17 protein-coding genes, 1 tRNA gene and 1 other RNA gene are annotated in these 15,002 nt (G+C 45.6%); 13 read left to right on the top strand and 6 right to left on the bottom strand.

The window, feature by feature from the left end:
• Nucleotides 1–97: 97 nt before the first annotated feature.
• The 7 genes from GA520_RS24990 (at nt 98) to GA520_RS24960 (ending at nt 3,968) form a co-directional block, all read left to right on the top strand.
• The gene (locus tag GA520_RS24990) at nt 98–853 is read left to right on the top strand and encodes a hypothetical protein (RefSeq protein ID WP_163336126.1); all 756 of its coding nucleotides are present in this window, start codon (nt 98–100) and stop codon (nt 851–853) included.
• Nucleotides 854–934: 81 nt separating this feature from the next.
• Nucleotides 935–1,759, top strand: a complete 825-nt coding sequence (locus GA520_RS24985) for a PD-(D/E)XK nuclease family protein (protein WP_163336125.1) — start codon at nt 935–937, stop codon at nt 1,757–1,759.
• 75 nt (nt 1,760–1,834) lie between these two features.
• Nucleotides 1,835–2,059 carry a hypothetical protein gene (locus GA520_RS24980; protein ID WP_163336124.1) on the top strand — a complete coding sequence of 75 codons (225 nt, stop codon included), beginning with the start codon at nt 1,835–1,837 and terminating at the stop codon, nt 2,057–2,059.
• A 96-nt stretch (nt 2,060–2,155) separates the two neighbouring features.
• Entirely contained in the window at nt 2,156–2,923 is a 768-nt protein-coding gene (locus tag GA520_RS24975; protein ID WP_163336123.1) for a hypothetical protein, read from the top strand.
• Nucleotides 2,924–3,000: 77 nt separating this feature from the next.
• Entirely contained in the window at nt 3,001–3,369 is a 369-nt protein-coding gene (locus tag GA520_RS24970; RefSeq protein WP_163336122.1) for a DUF2958 domain-containing protein, read from the top strand.
• Nucleotides 3,370–3,445: 76 nt separating this feature from the next.
• Nucleotides 3,446–3,640 (top strand): hypothetical protein, encoded by a 195-nt coding sequence (locus GA520_RS24965; RefSeq protein ID WP_163336121.1) that lies wholly within the window; start codon nt 3,446–3,448, stop codon nt 3,638–3,640.
• 46 nt (nt 3,641–3,686) lie between these two features.
• Nucleotides 3,687–3,968: a hypothetical protein gene (locus tag GA520_RS24960; protein WP_163336120.1), complete on the top strand. Its 282-nt coding sequence runs from the start codon at nt 3,687–3,689 to the stop codon at nt 3,966–3,968.
• Between the two features lie 63 nt (nt 3,969–4,031).
• Here the strand turns inward: GA520_RS24960 and GA520_RS24955 are convergent, their stop codons facing one another.
• Nucleotides 4,032–4,586: a hypothetical protein gene (locus GA520_RS24955; RefSeq protein WP_163336119.1), complete on the bottom strand. Its 555-nt coding sequence runs from the start codon at nt 4,584–4,586 to the stop codon at nt 4,032–4,034.
• A gap of 268 nt (nt 4,587–4,854) precedes the next feature.
• Between GA520_RS24955 and GA520_RS24950 the strand changes: the two genes are divergently transcribed.
• The 3 genes from GA520_RS24950 to GA520_RS24940 all read left to right on the top strand — a co-directional run bounded on the left by GA520_RS24950 (nt 4,855) and on the right by GA520_RS24940 (nt 7,227).
• Entirely contained in the window at nt 4,855–5,511 is a 657-nt protein-coding gene (locus GA520_RS24950; protein WP_163336118.1) for a hypothetical protein, read from the top strand.
• Nucleotides 5,512–5,818: 307 nt separating this feature from the next.
• Nucleotides 5,819–6,115 (top strand): hypothetical protein, encoded by a 297-nt coding sequence (locus GA520_RS24945; RefSeq protein ID WP_304511271.1) that lies wholly within the window; start codon nt 5,819–5,821, stop codon nt 6,113–6,115.
• Between the two features lie 2 nt (nt 6,116–6,117).
• A complete protein-coding gene (locus tag GA520_RS24940) occupies nt 6,118–7,227 on the top strand; it encodes a site-specific integrase (RefSeq protein ID WP_163336117.1) in 1,110 nt (369 codons plus the stop codon).
• A gap of 112 nt (nt 7,228–7,339) precedes the next feature.
• Here the strand turns inward: GA520_RS24940 and ssrA are convergent.
• The 5 genes from ssrA to GA520_RS24915 form a co-directional block, all read right to left on the bottom strand.
• Nucleotides 7,340–7,705: a transfer-messenger RNA gene (gene ssrA / locus GA520_RS24935) on the bottom strand.
• A gap of 13 nt (nt 7,706–7,718) precedes the next feature.
• The gene (gene smpB, locus GA520_RS24930) at nt 7,719–8,183 is read right to left on the bottom strand and encodes an SsrA-binding protein SmpB (protein WP_163336116.1); all 465 of its coding nucleotides are present in this window, start codon (nt 8,181–8,183) and stop codon (nt 7,719–7,721) included.
• 35 nt (nt 8,184–8,218) lie between these two features.
• Nucleotides 8,219–10,021 carry a GspE/PulE family protein gene (locus GA520_RS24925; RefSeq protein ID WP_163336115.1) on the bottom strand — a complete coding sequence of 601 codons (1,803 nt, stop codon included), beginning with the start codon at nt 10,019–10,021 and terminating at the stop codon, nt 8,219–8,221.
• Nucleotides 10,022–10,154: 133 nt separating this feature from the next.
• Nucleotides 10,155–11,000, bottom strand: coding sequence for a deoxyribonuclease IV (locus GA520_RS24920; RefSeq protein WP_163336114.1), 846 nt, complete (start codon nt 10,998–11,000; stop codon nt 10,155–10,157).
• On the bottom strand, nt 11,000–12,853 hold the full coding sequence (locus GA520_RS24915) for a M48 family metallopeptidase (protein WP_163336113.1): 1,854 nt from the start codon (nt 12,851–12,853) through the stop codon (nt 11,000–11,002). Before GA520_RS24915 ends, GA520_RS24920 begins: the two co-directional genes overlap by 1 nt.
• A 268-nt stretch (nt 12,854–13,121) precedes the next feature.
• Between GA520_RS24915 and GA520_RS24910 the strand changes: the two genes are divergently transcribed.
• The 3 genes from GA520_RS24910 (at nt 13,122) to GA520_RS24900 (ending at nt 14,967) form a co-directional block, all read left to right on the top strand.
• A tRNA-Ile gene (locus GA520_RS24910) sits at nt 13,122–13,198 on the top strand.
• A 202-nt stretch (nt 13,199–13,400) separates the two neighbouring features.
• Nucleotides 13,401–14,231 (top strand): Nif3-like dinuclear metal center hexameric protein, encoded by an 831-nt coding sequence (locus GA520_RS24905; RefSeq protein WP_163336112.1) that lies wholly within the window; start codon nt 13,401–13,403, stop codon nt 14,229–14,231.
• Nucleotides 14,232–14,250: 19 nt separating this feature from the next.
• Nucleotides 14,251–14,967 (top strand): zinc ribbon domain-containing protein, encoded by a 717-nt coding sequence (locus GA520_RS24900; RefSeq protein ID WP_163336111.1) that lies wholly within the window; start codon nt 14,251–14,253, stop codon nt 14,965–14,967.
• Nucleotides 14,968–15,002 lie beyond the last annotated feature (35 nt).

The raw sequence follows: 15,002 nt of genomic DNA, 5'->3' as shown, positions 1-15,002 counted from the left end.
TTTCAGCGCCACATTCCATTAAAAGCATAGTGGTACAGCTCTTTTGAAGAGATTTGCGTTTTGTAAATCTCATTTAATCCTATCAAAGGAGATGGTTATGACAAAAGCAAATGGAAATCAATTTTTACCCGAAGAGCTCGTCACTATGCGCCATTTTGACAAAAAGACCAGTCAGTGGAGTGTAACCGACTATCCTAAAGTAGGTGGGCGTTTGAGGCTCGCTCATGAACTCAATGGAAGCTTGGACATCAGTACCGAAATCATTAAGTATGACGGTAACGTGGCTGTGGTCAAGGCTCTATGCTCAACAGACAAGGGTTCATACACCGGTGTCAGTATGGCCAGTGTAGAACGAGATGCCAAGATCGCACCGGCTATTTTGGAATTGGCAGAGACACGAGCTATAGCAAGAGCACTTCGGTTTGCTGGATATGGTGTTGAATATTGTTCAGCTGAGGAGGTATCTCATCTTAATTTTGATAAACCACCTTCCCCCGCGATTGAAAATGACCCGTTCAGGCCTGACCCAGAAGGCACTCTATACTGTCCCTCCAGTCCTGGTAAAATGCATCATTCAGCAGGTGGTGGCAGTACAGGTCACAGTACCAATGGGGGCCGCAGCAATGATACCAATGGTAATGGTGGAAACGGCAATGGCCATGAAAGTAATGGAGGCAATGGAACATCCAGACTCTCTCAAAAACAGCACTCTTTTCTTTTACACCTCGCCGATGATCGAGACATCAGCCGCAAAGAGCTGGATGACATGAGTAGAGAACGCTTTGGTAGTGTCATCAGCTTTTTAAGTAAGGGGGATGCTTCTTCGTTAATCGGAGAGATGACAGCCAATTAATCCAGCACCTAAAATATCCAAATCACGGGGAGTACCGAGCAATCGGCTCCCCTTTGTTATGCCCACAGTCAGGAGGAAAACATGTCACAAGCAATACAAACCCTACGAGACCAGCTTCATATAAGCCATTCACAGCTCTTCACCTATATCAATTGTAGCCTGAAATACTGGTTCAACTATGTCCAGAGGGTTCCAGGGAAACACAGCAGCATCGCCCTTCATTTTGGCAAGGCAATCCATGGGGCTTTAGAGGCCTATTACACAGCACTTCAACAGACTGGCGACATATTGCCCTTATCAGAACTGGAGTCCGTTTTTGCCAGCAAATTTTATCAAAGTATGGAGCTGGTGAACGTTCCTATTCTTTACAAAAAAGATATGCCAGATACGCCGTCAGCAATATTTATGGGCAATAAAATGCTTCAGGCTTTTCATAAGGAAATATCTTTAGACGGTTACACAATAGAGGCCGTGGAGCTACCACTTTCTGCCCCTCTTTACAATCACAATGCAGAGCCCCAGGATATCCAGCTAATCGGTATTATTGACTTGCTGCTACGAGACAATAAAGGAAATCTTGTTGTTGTGGATCACAAAACCAGCAAACAAGCAAAATCCCAATCGTCTGTGGACGAAGATTTACAGACTACAGCCTACAGCTATCTTCTTGCTGCAAATCGTTATGTTTTTCCTCGGGCAGAAGTTCAAGGAAGATTTGACGTCTTGAGGAAACTTAAAACGCCAAAGTTCGAGCAGTATCACACCAGCCGAGGTCCTACTGACCGTAAGAGATTCGCCAAGCTAAGTGCTGCTGTACTTGCTGGGATAGAGAATCGTGTGTTTATCCCGTGTCGGTCCTGGCTCTACACTGATTGTGAATTCAGCGAGTCGTGCCATAACTGGTAATTTTGAAATAATAACAAGTGCAAAGCCGTTGTATCCATATTGATGCAGCGGCTTTGCTGTTTAAGGAGGAACGTCATGTATTGGCAATATATTGATCCTGCTGGAATAAACCCTGAACTGTTTGATTTAACACAGGTTCATACCTGCAAGGTCAAAAAGTATAGTGGTATAGAAGATGTGAGGAATATCAGGCTGAAAGGATGGAATCTTTTCGCCGACCTGTTGGACGAATGCCCAGTTTCAGGCCAGCAGTTAAGTGAATCAACCTGGTTTCTCTATGCAGCCCAGGGAAGAAGTTAATCCCCATTTGTTAAATCAATTTAATACGAGCCCTTTCTGTCAGTTCGATGGAAGGGGCTTTTTTGTTTCAAACTCACACTATAAGGAGATTGTACAATGACTAACGCAATTTTAACAGGAACAAATCACGTAACAGAAGCGGAAGTATTCAATGTGCCGGCAGTACCTTTTACCAAAACATTTCATCCTGTCCATCACGGCGACGTCATCAGGGCCATTCAAGAGGCAATTGATGTAATGGGTATGGAGATTGTGAAGTCAGAATATGTTTTGGCACAAGATGGGCAGAGGATGTTCGGTGTCTACGACCTTTCTCAGGGAACAAATGAACTTTCCTGGAGTATTGGTATTCGTAACAGCATGAATAAAAGCATGTCACTCGGTGTAACAGCAGGAACACGCGTTTTCGTCTGTGATAATCTCTGTTTCAGCGGAGAATTTCTAGCTTTTCGTCGTCATACTTCTGGCTTAGACACTGATGAACTAGCATTCCTGGCCTATCGCTCAATGAGAAAGATGATTCCACTGTTAAAAGGTTTTCAGGCATGGCACGAAAATCTTAAGAATTACCCTTTGACCGAGATTGACTCCAAAATCTTGCTCGTGGAAATAATGACGAACAGTGTTATCCCGCCTAGCAAGTTTTCTGAGTTTAACGGACTCTATGCTAATGTTTATGATGATACCCTATGGGGTTTCCATGAATCTGCAAGTCATATCCATAAAAGCAGCAATCTGCTCTCTCTGCCTCAGAAGAACAAGGTGCTGAACAAAATCATCGACAACTACATTTACTCACTCGATAATACCGGTAGCTCTCCTCTTGGGGATTTTTACCAGCAGCGAGCGTTAATAAGCCGATAATTCCAGCACCATATTCATTCAATTACCCTCTGTAGCTATACGGCTGCAGGGGGTTTTCTATTTTCAGGAGAATAGTTATGTGGACCAAACCTACACAACAGAGTTTAGCTCAGATACCAAAATTGTATGCAACTGAAAATATTCCTGTAAAGGAAAAGCTTATCTACCTTCATTTCTTCCTCTCCAACAGCGACTGGTATGTCTGCGAGTTTGATGGAGCTGACACCTTTTTTGGATACGTCATCCTTAACGGAGATTATCAGGCCGCGGAGTGGGGTTATTTTACTATTCACAAGCTGGACAGGCTCAATGTTCGGGGCCTTGAGATTGATATGGACCTGTACTGGGAAATTCGGCCAGCGTCCCAGATTGATAAAATCTCCCAGGCTCAAGGGTGGAATCAACAGCCAAATCCGTTAAATCAATTTAACACCGCTGTCCTATAATCAGCTATCAATTAATACAATTCTAAAGCCCTCTGGTTTCGCGCCAGGGGGCTTATTCTATTTGGAGGATACCGATATGACAAAAGAACAAAAGAAGGCGTACCGGCCAACACAAGAACTTCGAGAGCTGCTTGGTATATTGAGTCGCAAGAAATTTATTTTAGATTGCGGACACCATGTGACGTTCAATGAAGTGCTTGGCAACAATTTGACTATTTATAATGGCTCAGAGCTTCGGATTATCTGCTCTGAATGTGGATACTGCAGCTGATTGGACGAAAAATCGTGCTACAACAACAATATATGGAGACAAGACAATGTGTGATGACTTTTTTGATGACCCTATTGATGACAATAGCTTCGACACAGACAGTGGCTGCGAAGAGGATTTTGCGGATGAACATGACTTCGATGATACAGAATTGATGGATATGCCTTGCGAATCTCGCAGTTCACCTGAGCAGGAAGAGCAAAGGTGTTTTGACCTTGCAGAAGCGCTCATCTTTGGTTCGATGATCTATGGTAATGCCTATGAAGAAGCCATTGATGAAAAAAGACGAAGGGAGCTGCTCCAATCTAAAGAGAAAAGAAAGGCTTAGCATTAAACAGGGTCGGACCAATTTTGTGGTTTGACCCTGCCCGTTATAATCTGCCGGAAAACTTTAGACCTCAGAATACATTTTTCCACTTCTTCCCATATCGCTGCAAGACCTTGAGCAGTATTTTTGACTCTTTCGCTGGTATTGATAAAAATACTTACCGCATTTGGGACAGATTTGAAAACGTTCGGGTTCAAGGTTCATCTGGCCAATAAGGTTCAGAAATATCGTTAAAGTTACCCCCATTTCGTCAGCTTTTCCTTTCGGTACAGCCAAGCTGTAGTGGAATACCATTCGGTCTTCACTGTCAAAACCAATTGTAGCGATAACCGGATAAACTGAAGTCAATTTCTCTCTTTTCTTGAAAGTTTCAATAGCTCCAAGGCTGGCTTTTTGTATGTTCTCCAGCAAGGTCTGAGCCTGCCTTGTATCGCTTTCTGTAAGGGCACTTGTAACTTTGTGCTGTTGCTCTTCTTCAGCCAGGACTAATCCTCCCCCCATTAATCGGCATGACTCAATGAGTTCAAGCCATCTATATAGAGGTCCAGCGTATTGAGACTTGGTTGAATCTTTTTCTGTAATCTTTGTAGACGCCAGCTCTAAAAATATTTCCAACATAACAAAACCCTCTTTTTGTGCCATAAAACAGTAATATAGACAGATGTAAAATAATTTTCAGCGAATAGATACGGCAAAACTATATAACGGCTATTGACATGTTAGTCGTTATATAGTATAATAAATATAAATTAATTTTTTACAACCTGTTTGTTCGTTATGTGACGCATTAGTACCACATTAACGGTTAAGTACCAAGCAAAAACAATCAAAAGGAGATTGAAATGGACCGAAACTTTATTTTTAGAATTATTAAGGAGTACAAAGTATGGAAGAATTTGATTTTCAGGAATTACGTCGACTCTTCGAGGTTGTCGTCAGGGTGACGAATTACAGCATTTACGAATCAAGATGTATCAAAGCACGAGTAGGAATATTATGCGGGTATCATTTTGGAGCGTCGTGGGAGGCAGAACATAGGTATGAGAAATACAAGCTGCTTCAGCAAACACAGGATTTTGTAATCGAAGAACTGTATCACCAGTGTATGATGAGGAAACATTACCAAAAATACGATAGCACCAAAGCACAGCTAATTACTTGGGTGATGTATTTTGTACATCATTATGTCAGGAATTTACTCAAGCGTTATAAGCCAAGAAATTTTAATGAAAAGAACCGTTCCAGGCTGGATGTTTATGACGGAAAAAATAAAAACTATCGTGTGTCTGAAACTGAGTGTGAAGAGTGGTTTCTCATGCCGGCCAGTCTCGGAACCCCTGAAGAATATTTAATCGCAAAACAATTGTTATCAATAACTCGTGAGCATTTTAGCGAACAGGACATGCTGGTTATATCAGGAAATAGCAGTATTCGTGATGTTGTTGTGGCTAATAATATGAATTATGACCAGTACTACAAACAATTACAACGCCGGCGGGAAAGTTTTAGAGCAGTGATTTCTACTCACGGATATGAGTACTGAGGTTAGCTACAGTAGGTTTACTTCAGTTTGAGTAGTAGCGCTGAAACTACTTTTCCAAACATCAAAGCAGCGATACAGATATAGTCCATAGAATGACACAGTTGGACAATTTATTTTAATACCAGGTGATTAGTCAAAAAAAAGTAACAAAACGCATAGTAGTCAGAAAATAAATATGGATGACCAAGTTAAGAATCCGTTATAGGGCAATATTAGAGCCCATTTCACTCTAAAAATAAAACATCAAAGGTAAATATTCAGTGGTTTTCCCTGGATTATCAACGGTGAATCCGGAGGTAATACAGGTATGTCTTCTGAACATAGCAAAAACAACAAAATCCAGAGTCCCTGGATAACCCAGAAAGAACTTGCTTCCCGATGGCAAGTATCCCAATCCACAATAATCAACTATCGCAACAAGGGCGAATTACTATTTTTCCGCCTTCCAGGCTCAACAAGGGTATTATATCCTTTAGATGAAATCTTGAAATTAGAGGGACAGCATACAACCAAAGAGGTGCAGATAAGACAACAGCAATTAACTGAAATCAAGAGGAAGAAGCCTGTTGTATCAACCAAACCACAAAAGGAATGGAGGGTATAACCATGGCAAAGAAAAGCAAAAACCATCACTTGGAACAACGAGGTGATAATTGGTCCCTTGTGGCGATGGTAAGCGGGAAGAGACTGAAAAAAGCCCTATCCACCTCTGTCACAGAAGCGAGAAGAATGAGAGACCAATATCTCAAGGAAATCGCAGTATATGGTGAAATTCGAAGTATTAAACCAGTTGTTGACGCAGGAAAAGATAAGGTTCTATTTGGAAAAGTCGCTGTAAAGTGGGTCAAAACACGCGACAAATGGATAAAGTCCTCGACCTTAAAAGATTACAAAAGTGCGATGAACACCTATATCTTACCTCACTTCGGCAACACTCCAATATCGGACATAACTTTCATTGACATCGAAGAATTTATGGCAGAGCTTACCTGCACAGCCAAGCGAGTAAATAATGTCTTGGTACCAATGAGGGCTATCATGCGCTTTGCCCAGCGAGCAGAGTTGATAGAAAAAAATCCTATGGACCTTGTCGCTAACCTGAAAACTGACAAGCCTGATATCAGCCCTCTATCCATGGATGAAGTCAATTTATTTTTGAATGTAGTTCATCAATATTATAGAGATTTCTTCACTGTTGCTTTTTTTACAGGGATGAGATTTGGCGAAATGGCTGCTCTCAAATGGGACAATGTGTCTTTCAAGCTGGGAATCATCAAGGTAAAGGAAACCAGGGTAAGAGGTGAAGAAGGACGCCCAAAAACTAATGGTTCCATTAGAGATATCAAGATGGTGCCGCCGGTAATTGATGCCTTAACTAACTTGAGGGCAAAGAAAAAGGGAAATTCCCCCTATGTTTTCGTTAATAAAAACAACAAGCCTCTACTACCTAACTCCATCAACTACCATGTATGGAAACCAGGTTTACGAAAGGCTGGGCTTAAGCCGAGGTCCCTTTATCAAACGAGGCATACTTTTGCGACTTTGATGCTTGATGCTGGCGAGCTGCCAGGGTGGGTTCAAAAAATGATGGGTCACGAAAGTCTCAAGATGATACTGGAAAAATATTACTCGTACATCCAAAATTATCAAAGGGATGACGGTACAGCCTTTATGGAAAATGTTTTTGTTCCAAGAGAGCCAAAACAACTGGTTTAGTAAAATATTTTTACAAATGAAAATTTTACACCATTTTTACCCCGCAACCAAAAACGGGGAAAAAGCCAAGTGGCTAAATCCCCGTATTTACAAGCCTTAACGGCCATCGTTCTGGTGGAGGCGGCGGGAGTCGAACCCGCGTCCGCAAATGCTCCCCTCTCGTATCTACATGCTTAGTTTCCGGCTTAAGTTTCGCATCAAGCTTGCCGCGGAAACGTAGCGGCCTGACACTAGTCTATGAAGTTCTCGCCAGCTGAAGTACAGACACCATCAGCGAAGGCCAGCCCGTTAGGTCGACGCTCCAAACCCAGCCTTACGGGCGAAGGCTGGTGAAGCGGCAGTATGACAGTTATTAAGCTGCTACTGCGTAGTTATAATCGTCTGCGATTATATTTATGTTCTATCGGTTTTACGAGCAGACAGAAGCTCGGCATGCAACGATGAGCTTACACATCCCCGTCGAATCCGTTTCGCCCCCATATTGTAAAAGATCATTCGTAACTATTGCGGCGCATGACGCGCTGCAGCTCGCGGTCACTATCTCTCTGTTTTATAGTGGCCCGCTTATCGTATTGCTTTTTACCACGTGCAAGACCCAGTTCTACTTTTGCCTTGCCACTATCTGTAAAGTAAATCTTCAAGGGGATCAAGGCAAGGCCTTTCTCCTGAAGTTTACCGATAAGTTTTTTTATCTCACGTTTGTGCATCAACAATTTGCGCGCCCGCATCGGTTCATTGGGGTTGTGGGTGGCATAGGAGTACTGAGAGATATGCACGTTGTACATCCTCAATTCCCCGCGATCATCGACCTGCACGTAGCCATCCTTGAGATTAGCCTTCCCGGCCCGAAGTGATTTCACCTCCGGTCCCGAAAGTACCATTCCCGCCTCAAATTTCGTATCGATATGGTAATCGTGAAATGCTTTTTTATTTTGACAAACTATCTTGATGCCCATATCTCTACCGACTCGGGTTTTGTAAAAATCCTTCTTTATTCAGCGGTTACCCGCAGTGCTTCCTCAACAGTGGTGACCCCGGATCGAACCTTGGACCACGCGTCCTCGCGTAATGTAGTCATTCCCTCGCGGATTGCAACCCGTCGCATCTCACTGCCCGCCTCGCCCAGTGCCGTCATCTTCTTCAGCTCATTAGACAGCGGGAATATCTCAAAGATCCCGCAACGTCCCTTATAGCCTGTATTACGGCACTGGCGGCACCCCTCCCCTTTGCTAAGCGTTATTGTGCCAGATTCGGCAACGGGAAAGCCAAGTTTGAGCAGTTCCTTGCTCTCTACCTGGTAATTTGCCTTACAATCGGGACATATTGTCCGCACCAGGCGCTGGGCCATGGCACCCAGCAGGGTCGAAGCAATCATAAACGGTTCCAGACCTAAATCCTGTAACCGAACAATAGATGAAACGGCGTCATTGGTATGAAGCGTTGAGAAAACCAGATGCCCGGTCATCGCTGCCTGTACTGCATGAGCTGCCGTATCGTTATCGCGAATCTCACCGATCATGATAATATCCGGATCCTGTCGCAGGATATTTCTCAGAATTGTGGAGAAGGTTACGCCAATAAGTGGCTGCACGGCGATCTGGTTAAACTCCTCATGCACCATCTCCACCGGATCCTCAACAGTTACGATATTTCTATCTGGAGTAGCGATCTTTTTGAGAGTGGAATAAAGGGTCGTCGATTTACCTGAACCAGTCGGTCCCGTAACCAGTACAATACCGTGGGGGGCCGATATAAACGATTCATATACAGAGAAATCCCGCTGGGAGAATCCAAGATCCGTCACATCCTGAAACACCACATCCGGATCAAGAATACGCATAACAGTTTTTTCGCCAAAGGAGACCGGCACTGTCGAAACCCGAATCTCAACATCTTTCTCCCCTTTTATACCTATCTTGATTCGGCCATCCTGTGGACGCCGCTTTTCTGCGATATCCAGCCGTGCCAGAAACTTGATCCGCGAGGTAATAGCGGAATGAACCGCTTTGGGCAGCTTATAAATAGTATGCAGCGCTCCGTCGATACGAAAACGGATCATAGTAATGGAACGTTTCGGCTCGATGTGGATATCACTCGCACGCTGTTCAAGCGCATAGTTGAAGATATGATTAACAGCAGTCTTGATATGTTGATCAGATGAGGTGATCCCCTTGGCAGAAGAAATCTTAACGTACCGCTCCAGATTGCCGATATCAATCGAAGCATCTGTTCCTGGAGAGAGGGAAAATTGGTCCTCAGCCGCACTGATTGACCTCTGGAACCCAAAGAACTCAGAAATTATGCGGACAATATCCGTCTTCGTGGCAATACAGGCCGACACTTTTACCTGATTCGCCTGTTCTATATCTTCCAGCACAGACTGGCAATCGGGATGATACACGGCCACCTGCAGGTTGCCATCTTTCATTCCAACTGGCAGAATAAGCTGCTTGATGGCAAAGTTGCGCGGGATCGTCTTGGTGACGATTTCCATATCGAGATCAAGCGGATCCAGCTTCCTGAATGGCAGATGATGGGCTTTACTCACCGCCCGCATGATCATCTCTTCATCGAGGATTTCACCTTTACGCCCACCAACATTCATCTGAAAAGAGACGATAATGTCGACCAGATCTGGCCTCATCAACTCTGCCCCTTTTACCTTCTGGGCGATTTTCAACAATTTCTGGCGCTGCTTGCCCTTCTCCAGGGTCACAAACTGACGCTGTTTCGGAGTCAGCATTTTCTGCCGCTCCAGCAGGTCAAGAAGAGCATCACTGTTCAGGTATTTCATACAATTCCTTTCGGCAACTATTATAACGTACTAAAAATTCAGCCTATAGTTCCCTTTTCAGCCCCCTTTGGCAAGCATCTTCAGATGCAACGATCAAAATCAATTCAGATATCTGCATGTTACAGTCCATTGATTATACCATCATAGCCCGTAGCGTCGCCAGGTTCTCAATATCTTCAAGAAGTTTATCACCTTTGGGCGTCTCCAGAGTCATCGGCAGATTGGCGAATCTTGGGTCATTCATAAGGTTTCTAAATCCTTCCAGACCAATCATGCCCTGGCCGATATGCTCATGCCGATCCACCCTGCTGCCGAGTTCTTTTTTTGAATCATTCAGATGAAAAAACTTCACGTTACCAACACCAAGATGTTTATCCAGCTCGCTCATTGTCTGCTCATACGCTTCCGTTGTACGAAGGTCATACCCGGCAGCAAAGATGTGACAGGTATCGACACAAAAACCGATCCTTTCAGGAAATCGCGACGTCCTGCGGATATAATCGAGCTCTTCAAAAGAAGAGCCTAACCCGGTGCCCTGGCCAGCTGTCGTTTCGATCAGAAGCATCACATCATCAAAACCTGGCTCAAGTGCCATGTCCATACCTGCAACAAACCGTTCAAGACCTGTCTCCACACCATCGCCTCCATGAGACCCGGGATGCATTATCACATAAGGCACCCCGAGTAGATGACACCGCTCCAGCTCCATGGTAAGAGCCGCAATCGACTTTGCAAGCAGCTCAGGCTTGGCTGTGGCCAGGTTAATCAGGTATGAGGCGTGGGAGGCAACAACCATATCAGGATGCACATTCCGCGCGGATATGTAATTTTTTCTCTCTTCGTCACCTAAAGGGGCCGGTTTCCACTGCCGCTGGTTCCGGGTGAAAATCTGCAACGACTCCCCACCCACTTTATCTATTCTGTCAAAAGCCTTGTGCAGACCACCTGCCACCGACTCATGCGCACCTAAAAATGCCATTATCGCTCCTCTTGCTCAGCTTGTTCCACTTTCTTCCTCGCCACACCTTCTTCATACGATTCTTCGGCAAATCCCATGGCGCGAGACCTGTACAACCTCAGTTGATCCGGATCAACAAAAGCAGCCTGTCTCTCCGTCTCCAGCGCCTCTTTTACAAACCCGTTTGCCCAATAGGCTGTGGCCAGGGTATCGAGAATATATCCCTTTGGCTGCATTTTTGCGGCCCCTCTGGCAAGCGCTAATGCCCTTATCGGATCACGTAACTCCAGGTCTTCACTTGTGAGTAGCAACCAGGCCAGATTGTTCCTGATCTCGGGATTTGTTGGATCTAAACTATAAGCTTTCTCATAGGCGGTAAGCGCATTTTTTTCATGTTTTTTACCCAGCATGAGATCACCGAGCATGCGCTGCCATATCGCCTTGTCCGGTTCCTGCCCGGCTTTCTGCATAATGACAGCTTCGGCATATTTTTCTTCATAACTCCTGCTCAGCTCATCCACTGGTATTTCCCGCACCAGCATAAAGGCAGCAGCGAGGGCAAATATATATGCCAGCAAGCTGTTTCTCACCTTTCTATCATGACCGGAAATGACCCTCGAATCAACCTCAGCCCGTTCTATACAATTGATCCGCTCACCTATACCGAAATGATGCCAGTTCTTCTGGTCACGGATATTGCCACTCATCCGCGCGATTTTCTCAAATGCCGAGACCAGGGCTCGACCATTGCCGACGACTTTCAGCACATGCAAGTCTGCCTGCCTCTCGAAATTACGGATAAAATAGCCAAATATGAACCGGAAGTAAAACACCATAAATATCAGAAGGGGTACTGAGCCAAGTGCTGCAAAGAGGGTCTCAGGATCAATATTGCCGGTTGTAATCAGATCAATAAAGAAAGCGCGCGACAGCAACAGCAACAGGAAGGGCTCTGCCAGCATGGCGGCAAACAGACTGAACCCACCGATCAACAACACATAGAGCAGAAGATGATATCGCTTCACATGGCCTATCTCGTGGGCCATCACCGATTCAAGTTCTTCCATCGTCATGGTCTCGATGATAGCCGGAGTGAGCAGGATATAACGCAAGCCTGGCACCACTCCCATCACCCCTGCGGTAAGGACCCGGCCCTCAAATAACGGCCAGATATAGAGATCTGCAGAAAACTCCTGTTTCCTGCAGAAACATATCAGGTTTTCTTTCAACTCCCCCTCGGGAAGTGGACTGCACCCCCACAACCTGCGCACCATGGGGGGGAAAAACAACATGACAAAACAGAGAAAAAGAACGAAAAAGAGGATATCCCCCCACTGGGAAGCAAGTGCTTCCTGCAGTGGCACAAAGGGGATCAGCTGCAGCAGATCATAGCAGAGCGAGAGCATAACCCATGGCAGGACAATAGGCAGGTTCGCTTTAAAATTGGACAGAATAAAAGCCTTTGAACTGTACAGCCTGCCGAAAACATGCTGATAGCTGCGCCTGGCACCCTTCCACATCAGTGCAAGATAGAGCAGGAACACTCCAAGCCCGGCAATATTAATTAAGGCTGGCAGGCGTCCACCAATGGAGAGAAACGCCAGATAGTATTTTACATCACAAAGATAAAGAGCTCCTACACCAAAAAAAACGAGGGCCAGTACCGACAGTTTCTTTTCTGAATCAAAATAACCGCCGGAGGTGTAGGAAGAAGGCCGACTATATAAATAACTGCATATCCTCTCAAAGCCGATAACCGATACAACGAACAAGAGAAGCGCAATAACCGGGGAGAACATCGGCGTCTCCGGAATCGTATCGACACTAAATAAAAAGATGGCCACCAAAAACAGCAGCAGGTTGGTATAAATCAAGTTAAAGCCTCGGTTGTCATCAGCCAGGGAGACTGCACTGCACTCCCTGGAACGATATTTCTAAAACGTTAAGATATTTGTACATCAGCACACTGCAAGATAAAGCACATCATAGACCGTTACCATGTCATTGTTGAAATGTGGTCATTTTTTCAATAGAATAAAATCTCAACAGAGGCGGTCCATGTAGGATTATTTTGATACACCTTCCAATTCTTGTTGACATTTTCACCCAATTTATTTTATATACGAGGTTTCATTAGCAGAAGGGCGCATAGCTCAGTTGGCTAGAGCCACCGGCTCATAACCGGTCGGTCGTAGGTTCGAGTCCTACTGCGCCCACCACTGAAATGATAATCGTCGTGATACAAGGCTCATTGAGAATTAAAAGCTTATTGCATACAGGTAAGGGGGGAGAAACACCCACCCTTTTATATCAACGTCGCTTCGGGCAGAAATACCCGGAAAGGGCGGAGTGAGTGAAAAGGTACATCCCACAGGGTTGTACCTTTTTTTTATTTCCCCCGGCTGACTGACTATTTTGCAGATGACCATACTTATAAAGGATATTATTCAAAAACTTGACCTGGAAGCACCTTTCAGATTAGCAGAAGAATGGGACAATATCGGGCTCCTTGTTGGCAGCCCTGAACAAAATGTTAAGTCCATTCTGATCGGCCTGGACCCGACCACCCTGCTGCTGAATGAAGCCATTGCCAAGAATGCGGATACCATCCTCACCCACCATCCGGTCATATTTAAACCCCTCTCCACCATTAACACCTCCCTGCCGGAAGGAAAACTCCTCCAGCAGGCTTTAAGCCACAACATCTCAATCATCGCCTGCCACACGAATCTCGACAGCGCTGCCGCAGGGGTAAGTGACATCCTGGCCGAACGGCTTGGAATAAAGGCACTGCAACCTCTCATTCCGGCCCATGATGACGACCCGCAAACAGGACTCGGTCGAATTGGTCAGCTGGAGACACCGGTTGAGCCACGCCAGTTCCTCGATAAAGTGATGGCGGTCCTGGAACTTCCCACCCTGCAGGTTGCCGGCCCACTGCCGGATAAAGTACAGACCGTTGCCGTCTGTGGCGGAAGCGGATCCGATTTTGCCGCTGCAGCCCTTGCCCGGGATGCTGATGTCTATATCACAGCAGAGATAAAGCATAACATTGCCCGCTGGGCCGAAGAAAACAATTTCTGCATCATCGACGGAACCCACTACGCAACGGAAAAACCAGCCGTCGCATTGCTGGCGGACAAACTGAACGGGATCTGTGCCGATAACGGCTGGCAGATCCGAATCATGGAAAGCGAAACAGAGAACCATCCATTTCACTATATACAGCAAACCGATCTCAGATCATCGTAACACAGACAGGAGAAGCATCTTGAACCCGCATATTGCCCAACTCACCGTACTCCAGGCGATCGACCTGGAAATCGATACCATCGACAACGAAATCAAGACAGAACAAAACGGCCTTGACGAGCGAATCACCGCCCTCGCTGAAAGGGAGCAGCTTATCAATGAGTTAACCGCCAAGATCGATGCCCAGGAAAGCGAAAAACGCGGCCTGGAAGCCGAGGCTGCCGACAAACTCGACCATGTCAAGGAACGCCAGTCCAAGATGATGCAGGTCCAGACCGGACGCGAGCAAACCGCACTCTTGAAGGAGATTGAGGACGGGAAGAAAAGCGTCAAAGAGCTGGAGGAAAAGATTGTCACCATCATGGAACAGGTGGAGGAACTGATCGCCCGGGTCGAGGAAGAAAAAAACATGCTCAAGGGCGAGAAGAAGCTGGTCGAGGAAGAAAAAGAAAAGGTCCGCAACGCAATTGAAGCCATCAACAAAGGCAAAAAAAGCAAAGACACCGAACGCCAGAAGCAGGCTCAACTGGTTGAAGAGCGACTGCTCCAAAAATACGACACACTGCGCTCTCGTCGTAACGGGCTGGCTGTCGCCAATGTATTGCAAGGTGTTTGCCAGGGCTGCTTTATGTCCATTCCGCCGCAGCAGTACAATATGCTGCTGAAGGGCGACAAGATGCTCGACTGCCCTGCTTGCCAGCGTATGCTGTACCACGAGGAACCGGCTGCTGAATAACCCTTTCCTTTTTGGGTAAAGACCACTACCTTATC

The organism is Desulfopila sp. IMCC35008, assembly GCF_010646885.2.
Taxonomy (GTDB): domain Bacteria; phylum Desulfobacterota; class Desulfobulbia; order Desulfobulbales; family Desulfocapsaceae; genus Desulfopila.
This window is presented reverse-complemented; position numbering and strand designations above follow the sequence as displayed.